This window comes from Pseudomonas sp. NPDC087615, assembly GCF_044743445.1.
Classification (GTDB): domain Bacteria; phylum Pseudomonadota; class Gammaproteobacteria; order Pseudomonadales; family Pseudomonadaceae; genus Aquipseudomonas; species Aquipseudomonas baetica_A.
Window position 1 is genome coordinate 60,661 of the sequence record NZ_JBIUWM010000011.1, and the last position, 21,240, is coordinate 81,900.

11 protein-coding genes are annotated in these 21,240 nt (G+C 58.8%); 8 read left to right on the forward strand and 3 right to left on the reverse strand.

Translation table 11 applies throughout. The features are described from left to right. Positions 1-158 precede the first annotated feature (158 nt). The 4 genes from pyk (at position 159) to ACIOU6_RS08075 (ending at position 6,157) form a co-directional block, all read left to right on the forward strand. A complete protein-coding gene (gene pyk / locus ACIOU6_RS08060) occupies positions 159-1,610 on the forward strand; it encodes a pyruvate kinase (RefSeq protein ID WP_221730650.1) in 1,452 nt (483 codons plus the stop codon). 206 nt (positions 1,611-1,816) lie between these two features. Further along, positions 1,817-3,097 (forward strand): hypothetical protein, encoded by a 1,281-nt coding sequence (locus ACIOU6_RS08065; protein ID WP_401135239.1) that lies wholly within the window; start codon positions 1,817-1,819, stop codon positions 3,095-3,097. Positions 3,098-3,373: 276 nt separating this feature from the next. Continuing rightward, complete coding sequence (locus tag ACIOU6_RS08070) at positions 3,374-4,657, forward strand: delta-60 repeat domain-containing protein (RefSeq protein WP_401135242.1); 1,284 nt, start codon at positions 3,374-3,376, stop codon at positions 4,655-4,657. A 213-nt stretch (positions 4,658-4,870) separates the two neighbouring features. Next, complete coding sequence (locus ACIOU6_RS08075; protein WP_401135245.1) at positions 4,871-6,157, forward strand: hypothetical protein; 1,287 nt, start codon at positions 4,871-4,873, stop codon at positions 6,155-6,157. 186 nt (positions 6,158-6,343) lie between these two features. Here ACIOU6_RS08075 and ACIOU6_RS08080 read toward each other — a convergent pair whose 3' ends face one another. From ACIOU6_RS08080 to ACIOU6_RS08090, 3 genes are read right to left on the reverse strand one after another with little or no spacing between them, the layout of a single operon-like run. Beyond that, positions 6,344-7,093, reverse strand: coding sequence for an enoyl-CoA hydratase-related protein (locus ACIOU6_RS08080; protein WP_221730646.1), 750 nt, complete (start codon positions 7,091-7,093; stop codon positions 6,344-6,346). A gap of 29 nt (positions 7,094-7,122) precedes the next feature. After that, on the reverse strand, positions 7,123-8,058 hold the full coding sequence (locus ACIOU6_RS08085) for an iron-sulfur-binding ferredoxin reductase (protein WP_221730645.1): 936 nt from the start codon (positions 8,056-8,058) through the stop codon (positions 7,123-7,125). Further along, complete coding sequence (locus ACIOU6_RS08090; RefSeq protein WP_221730644.1) at positions 8,051-9,157, reverse strand: diguanylate cyclase; 1,107 nt, start codon at positions 9,155-9,157, stop codon at positions 8,051-8,053. The genes ACIOU6_RS08085 and ACIOU6_RS08090 overlap by 8 nt, the downstream gene beginning before the upstream one ends. A gap of 459 nt (positions 9,158-9,616) precedes the next feature. Between ACIOU6_RS08090 and ACIOU6_RS08095 the strand changes: the two genes are divergently transcribed. The 4 genes from ACIOU6_RS08095 (at position 9,617) to ACIOU6_RS08110 (ending at position 21,224) form a co-directional block, all read left to right on the forward strand. After that, the gene (locus ACIOU6_RS08095) at positions 9,617-11,140 is read left to right on the forward strand and encodes a fumarate hydratase (protein WP_221730643.1); all 1,524 of its coding nucleotides are present in this window, start codon (positions 9,617-9,619) and stop codon (positions 11,138-11,140) included. A gap of 220 nt (positions 11,141-11,360) precedes the next feature. Then, the gene (locus ACIOU6_RS08100) at positions 11,361-15,863 is read left to right on the forward strand and encodes a SpvB/TcaC N-terminal domain-containing protein (protein ID WP_401135250.1); all 4,503 of its coding nucleotides are present in this window, start codon (positions 11,361-11,363) and stop codon (positions 15,861-15,863) included. Then, positions 15,860-18,577 (forward strand): RHS repeat domain-containing protein, encoded by a 2,718-nt coding sequence (locus tag ACIOU6_RS08105; protein ID WP_401135253.1) that lies wholly within the window; start codon positions 15,860-15,862, stop codon positions 18,575-18,577. The genes ACIOU6_RS08100 and ACIOU6_RS08105 overlap by 4 nt, the downstream gene beginning before the upstream one ends. 145 nt (positions 18,578-18,722) lie before the next feature. Continuing rightward, positions 18,723-21,224, forward strand: coding sequence for an RHS repeat-associated core domain-containing protein (locus tag ACIOU6_RS08110; protein WP_401135256.1), 2,502 nt, complete (start codon positions 18,723-18,725; stop codon positions 21,222-21,224). Positions 21,225-21,240: the final 16 nt, after the last annotated feature.

Below are 21,240 nucleotides of genomic sequence, written 5' to 3' on the forward strand. Positions count from 1 at the left end.
CTTGAGCTCTGTATCGACCCATCGTCGGAAATCTTCAGGCGCGTTTGCCCCAAAGTGACCAAGTTCAATAAAGAAAACGATAAGTAGTGCAAACGAACAATGACTACACCCTTGGAGCATAGTAGCCTTCGCTAGCGCTTGAACTCAGGAGTCTTTGCATGTCCGTCCGTCGTACCAAAATCGTCGCTACCCTTGGCCCGGCCAGTAACTCGCCGGAAGTTCTCGAACAGCTGATTCTGGCTGGCCTGGACGTTGCCCGTCTGAACTTCTCCCACGGCACCCCCGACGAGCACAAGGCTCGCGCGAAACTGGTGCGTGACCTCGCTGCCAAGCACGGCCGCTTCGTCGCCCTGCTCGGTGACCTGCAAGGCCCGAAAATCCGTATCGCCAAATTCGCCAACAAGAAGATCGAGCTGAAGATCGGTGACCCGTTCACCTTCTCCACCAGCCATCCGTTGACCGAAGGCAACCAGCAAGTGGTCGGCATTGACTACCCGGATCTGGTCAAGGACTGCGGCGTGGGCGACGAGCTGCTGCTCGACGACGGCCGCGTGGTCATGCGCGTTGATACCGCCACGGCCACTGAACTGCATTGCACTGTGACCATCGGCGGCCCGCTGTCCGACCACAAAGGCATCAACCGTCGCGGTGGCGGCCTGACCGCTCCGGCCCTGACTGAAAAAGACAAGGCCGACATCAAGCTCGCCGCTGAAATGGAAGTCGACTACCTGGCGGTGTCCTTCCCGCGTGACGCCGCTGACATGGAATACGCCCGTCAACTGCGTGACGAAGCCGGCGGCACTGCCTGGCTGGTGGCGAAGATCGAACGCGCCGAAGCCGTGGCCGACGACGAAACCCTCGACGGCCTGATCAAGGCTTCCGACGCGGTGATGGTTGCCCGTGGTGACCTCGGTGTGGAAATCGGCGACGCCGAACTGGTGGGCATTCAGAAGAAAATCATTCTGCACGCACGCCGCCACAACAAGGCTGTGATCGTTGCGACCCAAATGATGGAGTCGATGATCCAGAACCCGATGCCGACCCGCGCCGAAGTGTCCGACGTGGCCAACGCCGTGCTCGACTACACCGACGCCGTGATGCTCTCGGCCGAATCCGCCGCTGGCCTGTATCCGCTGGAAGCTGTGCAAGCGATGGCGCGCATCTGCGTCGGCGCTGAAAAGCACCCGACGCTGAAAACCTCCAGCCACCGCATCGGCAAGGAATTCACCCGCTGCGATGAAAGCATCGCGCTGGCGACCATGTACACCGCCAACCATTTCCCGGGCGTCAAAGCGATCATCGCGCTGACCGAAAGTGGTTACACCCCGCTGATCATGTCGCGCATCCGTTCTTCGGTGCCGATCTACGCCTTCTCGCCACACCGCGAGACTCAGGCGCGTGCGGCGATGTTCCGTGGCGTGTACACGATTCCGTTCGACCCAGCCTCGCTGGAACCGCACGAAGTCAGCCAGAAGGCTATCGACGAGCTGGTCAAACGCGGTGTTGTGGAAAAAGGCGACTGGGTCATCCTGACCAAGGGCGACAGCTACCACACCACCGGCGGCACCAACGGCATGAAGATCCTGCACGTAGGCGACCCGCAGGTCTGAGTGATCGGATGCAGAAAAAAACCGCCATGTGAATGGCGGTTTTTTTTCGCCCCTGTAAAGGCCAACACTGGAATTACTCATGCGTCAACTGTCAGGTCTTACAGTAGATGAAGTTCGTGATTCCTGTCCCACTAGGAGCCTGCCAAGGTCGATGCCTGCATCCCATCAAGAACGAAAGAAGGCCTTGCCTTCTAGGAGCCAAACAGATGAATACGACGGATGAAAAACTGTTCAGCAGCACGGGGGAGCTGGATCCGAACTTCGGCGCCGATGGTGCCTACGAGGTGTCACCCCCCTCCGACTATCAGGTGATTTCTCCACAAGCATTGGTTCTTGGTCCAGCGGGAGACTCTTACTACGCTTGTTCGACCATCGCTGTGAATGGCGTCATGGGGTATGCCTACTTTCATCTGACTGAGGGCGGCACACTCGACACGACCTTCGGCAAGGAGGGTTACGTCTTCGGCGATTTTGGTACAAGTCGATTTTTCCCAAGACAGATTTTTTTGGTCGATATTCAAGCAACCCGCAAAATTCTCGTCGTCGGAGACTTCAGAGCCAGCGGCTCCCCATCGAAAAAAGCACTGTTTCGGATGGAGCTGAACGGTACTGCGGACGCTACCTTCGGCAACAATGGTTTAGTCATCGTGGAATCACCGGCCACCCGCTGCGCATCAACAACTGCAACTGACCGTCAACCCAATAACGATCAGGCTCAGGCCTCAGTAATGTCAGATGGAAAAATCCTGTTGCTGCAGAACCTGGATAGTCCATTCGGCGTCATCACTGTGCTGAACAGCGATGGCTCGCCGGACAAGACTTTCAACAAAACGGGACATTTCACCGCTCAACCCGAGAACGCGCTGCAAACATTTTTGGAAAGCGTCATGCGCTTGCCTGATGGCAAATATCTCGCAGTCGGCTGGGTGATCGTGCAGCCGTCCGACGCGCCCCAAGCACTGTTCATTCAGCTCGACGGTACGGGCCAACTCGACACATCGTTCAACAAAACGGGTTATCTGAGCGTTGGTGAAAAAAATGAATACTTTGCAATTCATCAATTGGCCTTGCAGCCCAATCAACGTTTTTTAGCCATCGGTGAAGCTTCTGCAAGCATCAGAAAAGGATTGCTGATCAGTCGAGAGCCAAACGGCGAAGCCAATATTCAGTTCAACCGCGCACAACCGCTCAAGACAGTGCTCGACTATGCAGAAACCGGGTGGCTTGCGGGCACAGTGCAGAGCGACGGAAAACTTCTCGTGGCAGGGAGAGCAGACTTGCCGATGGAGGCCACACAGAACGTTGTCATCGCTCGCTTCATCAGTGACGGCACACTCGACACCTCATTCGGCAAAGGCACCGGCTCCCTGCGTTTCCCGCAGACCACGGGCTCATCACTCGCCATCGCGTTCATGCCTGACAAAGTACTGTTTTTCAGTTGGACAACCGATACGAACATCAAAATCATGCGCGGCCTGCTTGGTTGAAAGTGCGCAATCACCGCTGACAACCTCTTCAGCCATGGGTATCGATGGCGTCAGGATATTGGTCCACCTGACTTTCTGAAAAATAAGCCCCGCCATTTGAATGGCGGGACTTTTTGCGTTCGGGTCAGGCAGGTGTGGCACCTGTGATGACCTCATCGCTGACACAGCTAACCGTAAATCACTGAGTGACATCCCCCGTCTACTGTCAGACCTGACAGTAGACGGGGGATGGTGATGGGTAGCTACTTGAGTCGCCCCCTACTCAAGGACAGCCACATGAACCACTCAGATCGATCTGTGCAGGCCGCAGGGTCGCTTGATGAAAGTTTTGCAGATTCAGGCATTTTTCGTCTGGCCCTCGACTCATTGGAACCTGAAACACTGCTCTTCGGCCTCACGGCAGCACACGCCACCGGGCACCTGTATTTCACAGGTAAAGTACAAAGCGGCGTCACCCATTCGCCCTACCTGCTGGGGCGCTTGCTGGTTGACGGAACGCTGGACAACCGCTTTGGCACGAATGGCGTCGTGACCGGTTTTTTTGCCGGAACAAACGAGTCCCAGGGGAACGCCGTGAGCGTTCTCAGTGACGGCAAAATTCTCGTGACCGGGTCTGTAGGAGGCGCACGTGATCCGGCATTGGCCCGATACCTGCCCGACGGCACGCCGGACGTCGAATTTGGGATGGCGGGCCATGTCGTACTCCCGCGACCTCAAGAGCTCAATGCCCTGATGCTCATGGACGTGGGGGGAGGTAAAGATCAGAGCGTGCCGGCAAACGTCTTGCCCCTCGACAATGGAAAAATCCTGATCGTAAATTCTTACGTCATCACTCATCTGGCGGACACCCGCGCCTTTATTTTCCAGCTCAACAACGATGGTTCGCTGGACACTTCTTTCAATGACAAGGGGTATGTCCAGGTTATTTATCCGGGTGCCGATCCTGCTGACGTCAAAGTGCATGGCGGTTTGATCGATCAGGATGGAAACATTGTCGTCTGCGGCCAACTGGCGCCACGCTCAGGCACGTCGGCGCCCCTGTTCGCGCGCTACGGACTCAACGGCAGCCTCGATCAAGGCTTTGGCAATGGCGGGTTTGTCATTGTGTCAGTGTCGGAGTCCGCCAGACTGGTGGCCATTATTCAACAACCGAACAACCGTCTGCTGGGCATCGGCAGAACCGAAACGCCCCAAGGTCTCTTGATCGGTCTGGAACCGGATGGCAGCGCCAATATCCAGTTCAATCGAGGTCAACCGTTGCTCACCCGATTGAATAATGAGCCCACCTACTGGGCCAGCGGACTCATGCAACCGGATGGCAAGATCGTTTTGATAGGCAAGCAACTGGATGAAACAGCGCCAGCCGTCGTCGCAAGAATACTCAGTGACGGTTCGTTTGATACAACATTCGCGGGCATCGGTTGGGTGGGTACGGACGTTGGCGGCAGAACAACTTTCTACGCTGTCACGCTACAGAAGGATGGAAAGATCGTAGTGGCAGGAACCGGGATTACCCCGGAGTTTCAAGGTCAGGTACTGCGCTTGCACGGACGTGGCTGATTGTCACTTCAAGCGAGCAGAAAGCAAAAGCCCCGGCCTATGAATGACGGGGCTTTTACATTCTGATGCGGCGCTCGAAAGGCAGCGCCCCTTGACCGTGAGGCGCGGCACGCACAACGAACAAACCAGTGTCAACTGTCAGACCTGCCAGTAGACGCGGCAGGATGATGGGCAGCTACTAAAGCCGCAAACAATCCATTCAAGGAGCGTTACATGGCCACTCCAAGCCCATCAGTGCGACAAGCCGGTTCACTGGATGAAAGTTTTGGTGAGAAAGGCATTTGGCACCTGAACATCCCTAACCTGCGGTCGCAAACCCTACTTTTAGACGTTACAGCGCAATCCCCTTCGACACTGGAACGCCTTTATTTTACGGGCGATGCTCCTCATGATTCCGGAGGGCACTACATATTGGGCCGCTTGTTGCCTGAAGGATCGCTGGATAAATCGTTTGGCGTGGATGGCATTGTCAGCGGCTCGCTTGGCTCTGCACCGGTCTCCATCGGCAATTCCATCATCCTGCAGGCCGATGGCAAAATTCTAATGATTGGACTGTCAGGCAACGCCCCCGCACTGGCCCGTTTCTTCTCCGACGGCAAACTGGATCGCGAATTCGGCTCCAACGGTCTTGTGACTCTGCCAATACCCCAAGGCTTGCAGGCTCAGTTCCCCGGTCAATCGAAACGTCAGGATCAAGACTCTTCATACAGCGTAAGCGCATCGACTGAAGGCAAGATCCTGATCGTAAAAACCTTTAATAAGGACTTGTCCCCCTCCCCCCTCGCCTATTTGCTGAACATCGATGGCTCTCTGGACACTTCCTTCAATGGAAAAGGTTATGTCCAAGTGGTTCATCCGGAACATGACCCCAATGCCATAACAATGAACAGCGGATACATCGACGAAAAGGGCAGGATCATGGTCGGTGGCAATCTGTTGCTAGCTTCGGGTGAGTCAATGCCATTATTCGCGTGCTACACCCCCGACGGTCGGCCCGATCCCGCTTTTGGCAACGGCGGATTTGTCGTCCTTTCATCGCCGTCAACACAGTTCACGACCGTCAGAAAAGTGATTCGCCAGCCGAACAATCGGCTTCTGGCGTTAGGGTGGGCAGGCAGCGCTGAACAGGGCCTTTTGATCAGCCTCGAACCGGATGGTAAAGCCAATATTCAGTTCAACCGTGGACAACCTTTGCTGACCCAAGTGGATGGCCGCAACACCACATGGCGAAATGCAGTCATGCAACCTGACGGAAAAATCGTGCTGCTCGGCAATAGCCACTGGCCAGGAGAAGATAACAACGTGATAGTGGCCAGACTGCTGAGCGATGCGAAAGACGATCTCTCTTTCAACGACCAAGGTTGGGTCATTACTTCACTAGGGGCGGTTAATCGTTTCGACGGCCTCACTCTGCAGGACGATGGAAAAATCGTGATCGCGGGCTTTCTGTCAACGTCGGTGGTTCAGGGCGTGATCCTTCGTTTCCACGGGAAGAGTTGAAGCCGACACACAGTCTGTCTGCAATTCAATGTCGCCCCGTCATGTGAATGGTGGGGCTTTTGTCTTTCTGATCCCAGAGGGGTTTTGACTGATCAAATGCAATCGCGAGCATGCTCACTACAGGGGAATGAATTTCAGATTTGGGAGGACGCTTGCTCCCGAAAGGCCGCTACCGTCAGCGAAAATTCAATGCCGCTTGATAAACCCGGTCAACGCCGCCAGCGCCTCGGGTGAACGCAACCGCTGGGTAAACAGCGCGCCCTCCTCCTCGATCACTTGGCGGATCAGCTCGCGATCCGGAGCTTTCATCAGTTGCTTGCTGATACGCACCGCTTGCGGCGGTAACTCATCGAAGCGCAGTGCCATTTCCCGTGCCTTGGCCAACGCGGCTTCTCCACTGCCCAACGCTTCGGTGGCAATGCCCCACTGGGCGGCTTGCTCGCCACTGAAACCTTCGCCGAGCAACAACAACTCAGCTGCTTTCGCCTGGCCGAGCAAGCGCGGCAGGATCAGGCTAGAGCCGAATTCCGGGCATAAACCCAGGTTGACGAATGGCATGCGCAGCCGCGCATCGCGGCTGACGTAAACCAGATCGCAATGCAGCAACAGCGTCGTGCCAATCCCCACCGCCGCGCCGGCCACGGCCGCGATCACTGGCTTACGACATTCAAGCAGGTTGAGCATGAAGTGAAACACCGGGCTGTCCAGATTGTTCGGTGGCTGCTGGATGAAGTCGGCGATGTCGTTGCCGGCGGTGAAACACTCGGCGCTGCCGGTGATCAGTACGGCGTTGATTTCAGGATCACTGTCGGCCTGCTTCAACGCCTCGGCGAGACGGCTGTACATGGCGCGGGTCAGGGCGTTTTTCTTGTCCGGGCGATTGAGGCGCAGGGTCAGTAAACCGCGCTCGCGTTCCAGCAGGATGGCTTCGGTCATGGCGTGTCTCGCGTCTGATGGATCAGCGCTCAACCACGGCTGAGGAATACGTCGGCCAGCAGTTGATTGCGCGGCAATCCGGCCAGGTACAGACGCCGGGCGAAGGCGTCGACACTGGCCGTCGAGCCGCAGACTAAGGCCAGGGTTTGCCGGGAAACAAGGCGCAGTTGCGCCAAAGCGGCGGGTGCCTCGGCCGCCGTCCATAGCTCGACGGTCAGGTTTTCACGCTGGGTGGCCAGTGCGCCAAGGGGTTTGGCCAGATAGTGCTCGCTGGCGTCATGGGCCAGGTGAATGACGCGGATGGCGCCTTGGTGATCCTGACGCAGCGCTTCACGCAAGACACCGAACAACGGCCCCAGGCCTGTACCCGCCGCCAGCAGCCACAACGGTCGTGTATGCCAGTCGGCGTCGTATTGCAACGCACCACCGCGCAGTTCGCCGAGGCGGATCGGGTCGCCGATCTGCAGACAACGCGCCGCATCGCTGAACTCCCCGGGCTGGCGGCAATCGAGGTGAAACTCCAGGAAACGGTCTTCTTCCGGCAGGCTGGCCAGCGAATACGGACGTGCGATGTGATTGATCCACAACACCAGATGTTGCCCGGCGCTGTAGCGCAGCGGACGCTGCGGATTGAGGCGCAAACGCAGAACGCTATCGCTCAGCCAGTCCAGCGCCTCGACAACTGCCGGGCGTCCGTCCGTCGCCGGATCGAAGGTGTGCACCTGCAAGTCTTCGACAACCTGGCACTGACAAGCCAGCCGCCAACCCTGCTGGCGCTGTTCGGCACTCAAGGCATCCGGGCGATTGTCGGCCGGCAGGCCTTGCACGCACTGCACCAGGCATGCATGACAACTGCCGGCGCGGCAGCTATATGGCACCGCCACGCCGTTCTGATTGAGGGCATCGAGCAGGTTGCTACCTGCCGCTACCGACCAGTTCTGCTGACCAACGCGAAGCTCAGGCATCTACGTTCTCCCAGGCTGCAGCACAGCGATTGCGCCCGTCACGCTTGGCTCGATAGAGCGCCTGGTCGGCACGCTGCAGGGCGTCATCCAGATCATCGCCCAAGGTCAACAGGGTCATGCCGGCCGAGAGGCTGAGATCACGCACATTCACGCCGACCAATTCGACGTCGGTAAAGGCCACGCGCAGACGTTCACAGCAGGCGGTCAGGCGTTCGGCGTCGCAGTCGGGCAGCAACACCACGAATTCCTCACCACCATAACGCGCCAATACATCGCCGTCGCGCAGACACGCTTGGGCGACAGCGGCAAAGGCCTGCAACACCTGATCGCCGGCGGCGTGACCGTGCAAGTCGTTGATGCGTTTGAAATGGTCGAGGTCGATCAGCGCCAGGCCGTGCACCGCTTCGCTGTCCATCGCATTCAGTTCACGCGAGGCCAGACGCAGAAAGTGTCGACGATTGAACAGCCCGGTCAACTCGTCGGTGGCGACCAGGTCTTCGAGCTGGCGCATCATCCCGCGCAAGGTGTCCTGATGTGCCTGCAAGGCAAACCGGCGCTGGCGTATGCGTTGACGCGAAACCTGAACAAAGCGCGCATAAATCACCAGCCACGCCAGCACCATCGCCAGGATGCACACTTGCAGCACGGCGAGCGCTGGCTCCGGCAGGCGGAAGTGGTATCCGTCCCACAGGGTAATCGCGCAGAAACTGAAGAACACCAACAGGGCACAGCGGATGAACGCCCGTCGGCTCAGATGAAACAGACCGAACAGCAGGATCAGCACGTAGAACACCAAAAACGCGCCCCGGGCCTCGTCCAGATGAGCGATCAGCCACGTCTGCCAGCCGAGCCCGAGCAGCACTTGCGCTTCGGTCAGGCTGGGGTCGGCAAAACGCATATTGCGTCCGGTCCAGAACAGGCCGAACAAGGTGGCTTGGCTGATCACCACCAGCGTACTGCCGATGGTCACAGCACGCAGGGACTCGCCGAAATGACCGGTAAAAAACGCCAGCCACAGCAGCAGCAAAGCCAATCCATAGGTGGCTGCAGCGAGGGCGAAGCGTTTAAGCAAAAGACGTTGAATGGCGTTATGGGTCAATCGTTGACTCACCGTGCGATTGGAGGCTGACCGAGTGTCCTACCCTACAGACCGGCTGCCACTTTAGTGGCGTAGTCGATAAATGACCATTGATTTTCGGGCCGGATAATTGGCGTCAAAAGCGTGGCCTCAAAAGCCCCTCACCGCCCTGGGAGACAGGGCCTGACTGAGGGGCAAGGATCTCGATTTGCCAATGCAATCCCCCGCCCCCCGTCAAGCCATTCGACCAACGAATGAATCCCGGCGCGTGTATGCCCCACCGAGGCGCGGTATACTGCCGCGCCTTTTTAGCGTCGCGCCAGCAGCCCCGGCGTGCCCGGCCCAAAGGGCCAGCTTCAAGTTGCAAGCTCAAAGCCGCAAGCTCAAACAGTCCACGTACTGCCTTTGACTTGCCGCTCGAAGCTCGAAGCTCAAAGCTGCCCTATTAAAATGTTCCCGTCTTTTAGAGGAGCGCGACTCATGACCGTGATCAAGCAAGACGACCTGATTCAGAGCGTTGCCGACGCCCTGCAGTTCATTTCCTATTACCACCCCGTGGATTTCATCCAGGCGATGCACGAAGCCTACCTGCGCGAAGAATCGCCAGCGGCCCGTGACTCGATGGCGCAGATCCTGATCAACTCGCGCATGTGCGCCACCGGCCACCGCCCGATCTGCCAGGACACCGGTATCGTCACCGTGTTCGTGCGCGTCGGCATGGACGTACGCTGGGATGGCGCCACCATGGGCCTGGACGACATGATCAATGAAGGCGTGCGCCGCGCCTACAACCTGCCGGAAAACGTCCTGCGTGCCTCGATCCTCGCCGACCCGGCGGGCGCTCGTAAAAACACCAAGGACAACACCCCGGCAGTCATCCACTACTCCATCGTCCCGGGTAACACCGTGGAAGTGGACGTGGCGGCCAAGGGCGGCGGTTCCGAGAACAAATCGAAAATGGCCATGCTCAACCCGTCCGACTCGATCGTCGACTGGGTACTGAAGACCGTTCCGACCATGGGCGCTGGCTGGTGCCCACCGGGCATGCTCGGCATCGGCATCGGCGGCACCGCCGAGAAAGCCGCGGTCATGGCTAAAGAAGTGTTGATGGAATCCATCGACATCCACGAACTCAAGGCCCGTGGCCCGCAGAACCGCATCGAAGAAATGCGTCTGGAGCTGTTCGAGAAGGTCAACCAGTTGGGCATCGGCGCCCAGGGCCTCGGCGGCCTGACCACCGTGCTCGACGTGAAGATCATGGACTACCCGACCCACGCCGCCTCCCTGCCGGTGTGCATGATCCCGAACTGCGCTGCCACCCGTCACGCGCACTTCGTGCTCGACGGTTCCGGCCCAGCTTCGCTGGAAGCGCCACCGCTGGACGCCTACCCGGAAATCGTCTGGGAAGCCGGCCCGTCGGCCCGTCGCGTCAACCTCGACACCTTGACCCCGGAAGACGTGCAGAGCTGGAAGCCGGGCGAAACCGTGCTGCTCAACGGCAAAATGCTCACCGGTCGCGACGCGGCGCACAAGCGCATGGTCGAGATGCTGAACAAGGGTGAAACCTTGCCGGTGGATCTGAAAGGTCGCTTCATCTACTACGTCGGCCCGGTTGATCCGGTCGGTGACGAAGTGGTGGGCCCGGCAGGTCCGACCACGGCAACGCGGATGGACAAGTTCACCCGTCAGATCCTTGAGCAAACCGGTCTGCTGGGCATGATCGGCAAGTCCGAGCGCGGCCCGACTGCGATCGAGGCGATCAAGGACAACAAAGCCGTGTACCTGATGGCGGTCGGCGGCGCGGCTTACCTGGTGGCGCAAGCGATCAAGAAGTCCAAAGTGCTGGCGTTTGCCGAACTGGGCATGGAAGCGATCTACGAGTTCGAGGTCAAGGACATGCCAGTGACGGTTGCTGTCGACAGCAAAGGCGAGTCGGTACACATCACCGGCCCTGCGATCTGGCAACAGAAGATCAGCCAAAGCCTGGCGGTAGAAGTGCAGTAAGCGTTTCATCGCGGCAAACGAAGCCGGCCCGTCTCACGACGGGCCGGTTTTTTTGTGCCTACGCCCCCGACATCCGGCCCAACCATTGCTTTGGCGATAAAAACCGCGCCAATGCACACAATTTGATCTTATTGACCTGTCAGATCTGACAGGTTACGCCTCGTCCGATTCTTGGTAGCGTCCAATCAACTACGCCACCGCAAGTGCACCGGACGCAATCATGGCCGAACAAGAGCTGAGCATCGTTACACCCTCCATTGCCAAAAGCTCGACGATCGCCACGATCGGCAAAAGTTGGGGCGCGGTCGGCCCTACGGGTGCCGCCTCATTCGTACTGCCTTTGCCGACATCCGCCGGGCGAGGCTGGGATCCGCAACTGTCCCTGTCCTACAGCAGCCAGACCGGCAATGGTCCATTCGGCATCGGCTGGGGACTGGGCCTCAGTGAGATCAGCCGACGTACCAGCAAGGGCGTGCCGCACTACACCGATCACGATGAAATCATCGGCGCCGATGGTGAGGTGTGGATGCCGGAACTGGAAGCCGACGGCACGATCAAGTCGCGCCTTGAATCCACCTATGACGGCGATGACGTCGGCCCGCACAGCGTGGTGCGCTACTGGCCCCGGGTGGAAGGTGATTTTGCGTTGCGTGAATACTGGCAGCGCGCGCCGGGTTCAGGAGAGGGGGTTGCGCCGGGTTTCTGGCTGATACACGGCGCCGACGGTTCGCTGCATGTCTACGGCAAAACAGAGAATTCACGCAGCGCAGACCCGGACGACCCGCAGCGCATTGGCGCCTGGCTGCTCTGCGAAAGCATGAACGCTCGCGGTGAACACATCGGTTACGTGTACAAGGCCGATGATCAGGATCCCGACCCCGTCCACGACTACCGTGCCCAGCGCTATCTGGAGCGGGTGCACTACGGCAACTTCACCGCGAGCCAAAAACTGTATGCCTGGGAGTTGGAGGATACCGCGCCGCCACAGTGGCATTTTCAGCTGTTGTTTGACTACGGTGAGCGCACCACGTCGCTGACCGAGGTTCCGGTGTATGACGGCGCTACCCTCAAGCCGTGGCTCAACCGCGCAGACCGCTTCTCGACCTACGGGCAGGGCTTTGAGGTGGGCACCCGCAGGCGTTGCCAGCAAGTGCTGATGTTCCACCGCTTCCCCACGAAAGCGGACGACTCGCCGAAACTGGTACGTCGTCTGCTGCTGGAATACCGCGACCCGCAAACCGTGACGCAATGGGCCTTCAGCCAGATCGCTGCGGCCCATTATCAGGCCTTTGATGCCAGTGGCTTTGTCGAGAACTCGCCGCCGGTGGAGTTCGACTACTCGCCCTTCGACCTCAATAAAACCTCAGCTCGTTTGTTCGAGTCACAAACCCAGCCAGGCATTGAAGACGGCAACTTCTACCAGTGCGTTGACCTCTACGGTGAAGGCATTCCAGGGTTTCTCTGCCGCTATGACCAGGGCTGGTATTACCGCGAACCATTGCGTGCCACACCGCAAACCGACGACATCGACTACGGGCCCTGGACGCAACTGGACAAGATCCCGGTGGCCGATCGCAACCGCGCGGTACAGCAATTGCTCACCGATCTGACCGGTGACGGACGCCTGGACTGGATCACTGCGCAGCCGGGCATCAGTGGTTTCCGTACGCTGAATGCACAGCGTAACTTCGCCGACTTCGTCCCCTTCGACAAATTCCCGCTGGAGTTTTTCAACACCCTGTCGACACTCGGCGACTTGAGTGGAGACGGTTTGAGTTCCGTTGCATTGATCGGCCCGAACTCGGTGCGGCTGTACGCCAACCGCCGCGAGCAGGGCTTTGCCGCGGCTCAAGACGTCAATCACAAGCCTGACGACGACCGCTTGCCGTTGTTCAGTGATTCACCCACCGAACTGGTACTGCTGGGCAACTTGCTGGGCAGCGACATGCCCGAGCTAAGCCGCATCCGCCATGACGAAATCACATGCTGGCCCAATCTGGGCCACGGTACGTTTGGCGAAGGTCGCAAGATCAGCGACTTGCCCTTCACTTACGAGCAATTCGATTCGTCGCGCGTACGCCTCGCCGACCTCGACGGCTCCGGTGCCTCGGCGCTGATCTATCTGCAATCCGACACTTTCGAGATTTATCTGAACCGCGGCGGCAATGGTCTGGAGCAGATTCCCATCACCGTGCCGTGGCCCGAAGGCGTGCGTTATGACCGCCTTTGCCAGGTGAGCTTCGCCGACCTGCAAGGGCTGGGCTGCGCCAGCCTGATCCTGACGGTGCCGTACGTTCAACCGCAGCATTGGCGTTACGACTTCGTGCCGGCAAAGCCTTATCTGCTGACGTCCAGCAACAACAATATGGGCTGCAGTGCCAGCGTGGTCTATCGCAGTTCCGCACAGGAATGGCTCGATGAAAAACAACGAATACTGAAACTCAACCAAATACCGGTCTCGAACCTGCCGTTCCCGGTGGCCGTGGTGAAAAAACAGCAGCAACTGGATGAGGTCACCGGGAACTGCCTGACCCAGATATTTACTTGGCGCGAAGGTGTCTACGACAGCAAGGACCGCGAGTTCCGTGGCTTTGGTCAGTTGCAGCAGACCGACAGCGAAAGCGCCACCGGCGATGACGATGTCGGGTTCAGCGACCCCGTACGGGTCTGCACCTGGTTCCATACTGGGCAATCGATGGATCGGCCCCGCGACTTTTATTTCAACGAGGACGCACAGGCTGTTGCACTGGGCAAGACGCTGTTCAGCCGTTATCACGCTGCCGACGAAGTCGACGAACCGATCGAGCCACACGACGCCGACAGCCAATACCAGATTTCCCGGGCGCTGGTCGGGGCGGTCACCCGCATCGAAACCTATGCCGATGCCCAGGTCGACGAACCGGGCATTGCCACGCCGTATGCGGTGCAGGAGATGCGCTATCTGGTACGCGAAGTGCGCCCCAAGGGTTCGTATGCGGCAGCGACTTTACTGCCGCTGATGCTGGAAAAAATCAGCTACCAGTACGACCGGTTTATCGAGGACCCACTGTGCCGTCACGAGGTCAACCTGCGCTGGAACGAGTACGGGCTGTCGACCCACGCACTGACGGTAAGCTATGCACGTCGCCTGACCCGTGAAGACTCGCCGCCATTTACCGACCCGGATGAACAACAGTGGTGGCGCGACGCCCATGACGAGGCGCAGCAGTCGTTCTATCTGAGCGAAACCCGTTCCCGCTTCATCGACCTGGATGAAGATCCTCAGCATTGGCGACTGGGCTTGCCATACCAACTGCGCAGCAATGCGTTGGTTCTGCCCAAAGGCACGCTGCCGACCGGTCTTTCGCCGGCGCAGGTCTCTTTCGACCAACTGAGGGATCATCAGGATTCGCCGCACTGGAACTCCGAGCGCGTATTGACGACCCAGTCCGTGCAGCGCTACGTGAAAACCGACGGCACGCTGCTGGCCGACGGCGTTGCCGAATTCGAAGCACTGGCAGGCCCGCTGGAACTGGCGCAACTGGACAAGATTGCACTGGACGCTTACGGCGTCCTGCCGCCGCCGTTCGACATCCGCGCCGAACTGGAGAGGATCGGTTACACGCCAATGCAGTTTCTGTTCTGGTCCCCCCCCTTGACTGGCACGGAACACGACTTGTGGTCGTCAACGTTCTCCATCGCCGAATACGCCGACCTCCAAGGCTTTTACAAAGTGCTCGGTTACCGCGAAACCCCCAGCCACGGCACGACCAGGGCCGAATACGACGATTACCATTTGGCACTCACGCGTATCGTGCTGCCCGACGGCTGCACCACCCGCATCGATTACGACTATCACGCCCTGCAACCACTGCGCATCATCGATCCCAACGACAACGTTGAAGAGGCGATTTACGAACCTTCCGGGCAACCGTTGGCCACCAGTTTTTACGGCACCGAAAAGGGTGTCGCCGCGGGTTTCAGACCGCTGAGCGAATACGATCGTCCGGCGGATCATCACCCGGACCCGGCCATCGAAAATCCGGCGCTGGCGGTGCAAAAAGCCGCCAGCACCCTGCGCAAGGACTTGTTCAGCTGGATGGGTGTCGTTGCTGCGACCGAGCCGTGGGTGAACGAGGGATACCTGTTGCCCAGCGGACATATTCGGGCTAGCGCGCGTCAAAGGCTTGCACGACGCAACACGCTGACGTCACCAGAACAGGCCTTGCTTGAAGCGATCACATCGGCTCACCGGGAGCCGGTGCACAGCGTCGTGCTGAGCGCCGACCGTTACCCCGACGACGAGATCCCCGCACAAATCCAGATCATCAAGGCCTGCGTCGATGGTTTTGGCCGGGCGTTGCAAACCCAGCAACTTGTAGACCCGGGCATGGCGTACAAGGTGGTGGATGGCTCACTCGTCGTTCAAGACGGCCAGTATGTCGAGGTACATGCCGATCCGCGCTGGCGCATCAGCCAACGCGTGGAATACAACAACAAGGGGGAACCGAATCGCCAGTTCCGAGCGTTTTTGGCCAATGTGCATGGCTACATCAAGGATCAATCCCTTCGCGAGCTCGGCTACTTCGATCAACTGTTCTATGACGCTTTGGGACGGCAAATAAAACTGATCAACGCCAAAGGCGAGTTCTCCCGCGAGACCTACCATCCCTGGTACCACATCAGCGAAGACTTCAACGACACCGCCGAGCCTTCGCCCGAAACAATGGTTCCTCGGTCATGACCGCCAGTGAGCATTGGCGTACACCCACGCTCTCGGTGAGCGACGGCCGTGGCCTGCCTGTTCGGCAGGTCGCTTACTTGCGTACCGTTGCACAAACCACGCCTCTGGTGAACCGTCAGCAGCATGATGCGGTGGGACGGCTGGTGGCGCAGTGGGATCCGCGCCTGTTGGTTCCGTGCCAGACCACGGTGTATGCCTTGAGCGGTGCCGCGCTGAAATCCGACAGCGTCGACGCCGGCTGGCGCTTGAACCTGCCCGGGCTGGCGGGCGAGCCGCGCAAGCGTTGGGACGAGCGCGACCACCAATGGCTCACGGCCTTCGATAACCAGTTGCGTGTGGTGGCGATCGAACAGAACGGTGAGGTCGAAGCTTTCACCTACGCCGATGCCTCGGCCGATGCCGGGCACAACCTGCGCGGTCAGTTGCTGGCGCACAAAGACAATGGCGGCACGCTGCACACCGACAGCTTCGCCCTGTCCGGCCAGCCGATGCAGGAAACCCGCACCTTTGGCGATGGCGAAGCCTTCACCAGTCAACGAGTGTTCAGCCCCGTGGGTGCCGTACTGGAACAGACCGATGCCGGCGACCATCGGCAGCAGTCGCGCTATGGCCTGGCCGGGCAACTCAAGCAGGTGCAATTGCTGATCAACGGCCAGCCCGACTGGCAGCCGGTTCTGCTCGATGCGCAATACAACGCCGCCGACCAGATCATCGAACAGCAGGCCGGTAACGGCGTGCTCAGCCAATGGACTTACGATCCGGCCGATGGTCGCCTGCACACCCAGCGCAGCCGCAAAGCTGCCGGTGCGGTCTTGCAAGACTTCGAATACTTCTACGACCCGGTCGGCAATATCACCCGCATTGAAGACCACGCCTTCCAGCCGGTCTGGTTTGCCAACCAGCTCATCGAGGGTCACCGTGATTTCTGCTACGACTCGCTGTACCGACTGACCTGCGCCACCGGCTATGACGACGGCCCGCTCTCGGACATTCCCGGCCTGCCGCAACCGACCGACCCGAACAACCGCCTCAACTACACCCAGACCTATGAGTACGACCCCGGTGGGAACCTGATCAAGTTGTGCCACGTACGGGCCGGAGCCAATCACACCGTCCAGATGTGTATCGACTCGACCAGCAACCGCGGCGTGCGCTGGAAACCGGGCGACCCGCCTCCTGACTTCGACAAGCTGTTCGACCGCCACGGCAATCTGCAGACGCTGGCTACCGGGGACATGCTATGGAACGTGCGAGACGAGCTGGCCTGCGTGACGCTGATCCACCGTGAAGACGCTCGCGACGACACCGAGCACTACCACTACAGCCAAGGCGTGCGGGTGTTCAAACGTCATGAAACCTTTACCGACGCCGCCGAACATTTCCATCAGGTGCGCTATTTGCCGGGGCTGGAAATTCGCACAAAGGACAACGGTGAAGAACTGCACGTCATCAGTGTCGGCAGCGCACGCTGTCTGCATTGGGCAAAAAAACCACCCCAAGGCGTCGAGATCAATCAACTGCGCTACAGCCTCGAGGATCACTTGGGGTCCTGCACGATGGAACTGGACCAGAACGCCGAGATCACCAGTCAGGAAGGCTATTACCCGTTCGGTGCCACTGCCTGGATGCTTGCAAAGTTCTTGATTGAGGTGAGTTACAGGTTCATTCGTTATTCGGGCAAAGAGATGGATGCCAGCGGTTTTTATTACTACGGCGCACGGTATTACGCAGCGTGGGAGCAACGCTGGATCAGCCCCGACCCGGCGGGGGATGTGGACGGACTGAATTTGTATGAGTTTGTCAGCAACAATCCGCTGCGTTTTGTGGATGCCGCGGGTGAAAGTGAACTGGAGGCTGCCATCAAGCTTTCTTCTGAGTTCATTTCCACTGTAGGGGGATTTGCCGACCAGACCAATAAGGTCATGCATGACGTCATTCATCAGAAACATTTGGGAAGAAACCTCCTGGCCAATTTCGTTGCGGAGGTAGGCAAAGGTATTGCTGGCTATGAAGTGGGCGTCAGAGCGGCGGGAGGGGTTGATAGCGTCGTTCCAAGCGTTCCTGGTATTCCTTTTCTGGGAACCGGTGGATTGACCGCCGGCAACCTCGCCGGCGATCTGGTCAATGCCGTGTTGGATCCGGTGAGTAATGAGATTGCGGACAGGGTTGGCGTCCGCCTGGGCCCGTTGATACCACAAACGTCGACGATGTCGGTCGAAAAGATCAATGAGGACTTGGGGATCTCTACTACTTCCCAAAAAAAAACAGGCATGCAAGACATCAAGGACAAGCTGAATTCAATAGCGAGCTCAGCCCCTGATTTTCTCCTGAACCGAGTTATATCCAGTTGGATCTCGATTATTCCCGGCGCTCTCAGCATGTTGGCTCGAGCTATCGAAGCAGAAGACATCAAAAACGGTCTGGATCCCGTCAAGATCGCCAAAATCGAGACGATGTATCTCCAGTGGCAGCAGGCTGTTACAGAGCAGTCGAATTTATACGAAGCCGCCTTCAAAGCATCAGGCTCGGATGTCGGTCTGGCGACTTTGCGCGCACAAACCGCGGCTGTTCAGGCCGACATCGCCCACGGACTCAGGGGAGTGGCCGCGTACAAGGAAAGGAACACAACGGATAACCGGTTTTTACGACAGCAGGCTCACCCAGTCGCTAAAAAACATTCCCGGTTGTACAACTGGTGGATCCATGGGAATTAGATCGCCTCATTGGCGCACGCCATCACTCTCTGTGAGCGATGGCCGTGGCCTGCCGATTTGTCAGGTCGACTATTTGCGTAGTGTTGAGGGTGACGGTGCAACGTCTTTGACAAGCCGTCAGTGTCACGATGCAAGTGGGCGATTGGTGGCTCAATGGGATCCGCGCCTGACGGTGCCCAGCCTGACCACCGTTTATGGCTTGGGCGGCGCAGTACTGAAGTCCGACAGCGTCGACGCCGGCTGGCGCCTGAACCTGCCGGGATTGGCCGGTGAGCCGCAGCAACGCTGGGACGAGCGCGGCAGCCATTGGCGTACTGCCTTCGACGACCAATTGCGCGCAGTGGCCGTCGAGGAAAACGGCGAGGCCCTGGTCGATGTGTTCAGCTATGCCGACGCCACTGCCGATGCTGGCTACAACCTGCGCGGGCAATTGCTGCAAAGCCAGGATCGCTCCGGCACGCGGCACACCGACAGCTTCGCCCTGTCCGGCCAGCCGATACAGGAAACCCGCACCTTTGGCGATGGCGAAGCCTTCACCAGTCAACGGGTGTTCAGCCCCTTGGGTGCCGTACTGGAACAGACCGATGCCGGCGACCATCGGCAGCAGTCGCGCTATGGCCTGGCCGGGCAACTCAAGCAGGTGCAATTGCTGATCAACGGCCAGCCCGACTGGCAGCCGGTTCTGCTCGATGCGCAATACAACGCCGTCGACCAGATCATCGAACAGCAGGCCGGTAACGGCGTGCTCAGCCAATGGACTTACGATCCGGCCGATGGTCGCCTGCACACCCAGCGCAGCCGCAAAGCTGCCGGTGCGGTGCTGCAGGATTTCGAGTATTTCTACGACCCGGTCGGCAATATCACCCGCATTGAAGACCACGCCTTCCAGCCGGTGTGGTTTGCCAACCAGCTCATCGAGGGTCACCGTGATTTCTGCTACGACTCGCTGTACCGACTGACCTGCGCCACCGGCTATGACGACGGCCCGCTCTCGGACATTCCCGGCCTGCCGCAACCGACCGACCCGAACAACCGCCTCAACTACACCCAGACCTATGAGTACGACCCCGGTGGAAACCTGATCAAGTTGTGCCACGTACGGGCCGGAGCCAATCACACCGTCCAGATGTGTATCGACTCGACCAGCAACCGCGGCGTGCGCTGGAAACCGGGCGACCCGCCCCCTGGCTTCGACAAGCTGTTCGACCGCCACGGCAATCTGCAGACGCTGGCTACCGGGGACATGCAATGGAACGTGCGAGACGAGCTGGCCTGCGTGACGCTGATCCACCGTGAAGACGCTCGCGACGACGCCGAGCACTACCACTACAGCCAAGGTGTGCGGGTGTTCAAACGTCATGAAACCTTTACCGACGCCGCCGAACACTTCCATCAGGTGCGCTATTTGCCGGGGCTGGAAATTCGCACAAAGGACAATGGCGAGGTGTTGCACGTCATCAGTGTTGGCAATGTGCGCTGCCTGCACTGGACGAAAAATCCCCCGCCAGGCGCCGAAAACAATCAACGCCGCTACAGCCTCGACGATCACCTGGGCTCCTGCGTGATGGAACTGGATCAGAGCGCCCAAGTGATCAGCCACGAAGGCTATTACCCGTTTGGTGCCACGGCGTGGATGGCTACCCGATCGGCGATTGAGGTCAGTTACAAATTCATTCGCTATTCGGGCAAGGAGATGGACGCCAGCGGTTTTTATTACTACGGCGCCCGTTATTACGCGCCATGGGTGCAACGCTGGATCAGCGCAGATCCAGCCGGCGATGTGCAGGGTTTGAATCTGTACACCTTCGTGTCGAACAACCCGATGATTTACGTTGATCCTGATGGACAAAAGGGGTTCGATTTCAATCGGATCGCGAGCCTGTTTCGAACCACAGCCAGTGTCGCAAACCAGGTACATGACACTGCCGACAGATTTGATGGTCCTGATGATGAAGCGGATGTCAGCCAGGAAATCCGTGACAACATGACCTTCCGCCGCTTCCTTTTCTCCAAGAAGGGGATGGGAGCCTTCAGTCTGGGGTTCACGGTCGGGGGCGTCGTCGGCGGAGTGGCCGGATCATTCGCCCCCGTCATAGGCAATACGATAGGCGGCTTCATCGGTGGTTTAGTGGGTGGATTGGGGGCGGCGTATGTCCGTTACCGCTTTTTCAAGCGTGGCATCCGCGTGACAGAAACCCTACACACTGCTGACATCCGTGATGCCATACAGGCCGTCGCCGAAGGAGCCAACGATGTCGCCAACGGCACAATCCCCCAAATCATTCAGGACAACCTGAACCAGATCCGGCAATCAGCCACAGAGGCGCTGCTGGAAAAGGTCAAGGAAATGTCCCCGCTGGATCAACTTGAATTCACAGAAATGGTGGAGGCTGGCCACTCAATCGCTGACGCATACCGCTCAGTATCAGGTCTGGCAGCGGCGGCATCTCGCGGCATTCAGGACGGACTGGAAGCAGTCCAGGAAATACATGACAACCTCAGTGAAGCAGAGCAAGCGAACCATCGGCTCCAGGCGATGATGGACAACATCGCTGCGCAGCCGATGGCGCAACCCATGACCAGGCCCGTGCCCAAACCCCGGACGAAATTCATTCGTCGGGCGTCTGTCGGCGAAACCGTCGTGTGACATCCATGGCCGCTCC

Coding starts and splice junctions, on each gene's coding strand:
- pyk (WP_221730650.1), top strand. CDS start 159: ATGTCCGTCCGTCGTACCAAAATCGTCGCTACCCTTGGCCCGGCCAGT.
- ACIOU6_RS08065 (WP_401135239.1), top strand. CDS start 1,817: ATGAATACGACGGATGAAAAACTGTTCAGCAGCACGGGGGAGCTGGAT.
- ACIOU6_RS08070 (WP_401135242.1), top strand. CDS start 3,374: ATGAACCACTCAGATCGATCTGTGCAGGCCGCAGGGTCGCTTGATGAA.
- ACIOU6_RS08075 (WP_401135245.1), top strand. CDS start 4,871: ATGGCCACTCCAAGCCCATCAGTGCGACAAGCCGGTTCACTGGATGAA.
- ACIOU6_RS08080 (WP_221730646.1), bottom strand. CDS start 7,093: ATGACCGAAGCCATCCTGCTGGAACGCGAGCGCGGTTTACTGACCCTG.
- ACIOU6_RS08085 (WP_221730645.1), bottom strand. CDS start 8,058: ATGCCTGAGCTTCGCGTTGGTCAGCAGAACTGGTCGGTAGCGGCAGGT.
- ACIOU6_RS08095 (WP_221730643.1), top strand. CDS start 9,617: ATGACCGTGATCAAGCAAGACGACCTGATTCAGAGCGTTGCCGACGCC.
- ACIOU6_RS08100 (WP_401135250.1), top strand. CDS start 11,361: ATGGCCGAACAAGAGCTGAGCATCGTTACACCCTCCATTGCCAAAAGC.
- ACIOU6_RS08105 (WP_401135253.1), top strand. CDS start 15,860: ATGACCGCCAGTGAGCATTGGCGTACACCCACGCTCTCGGTGAGCGAC.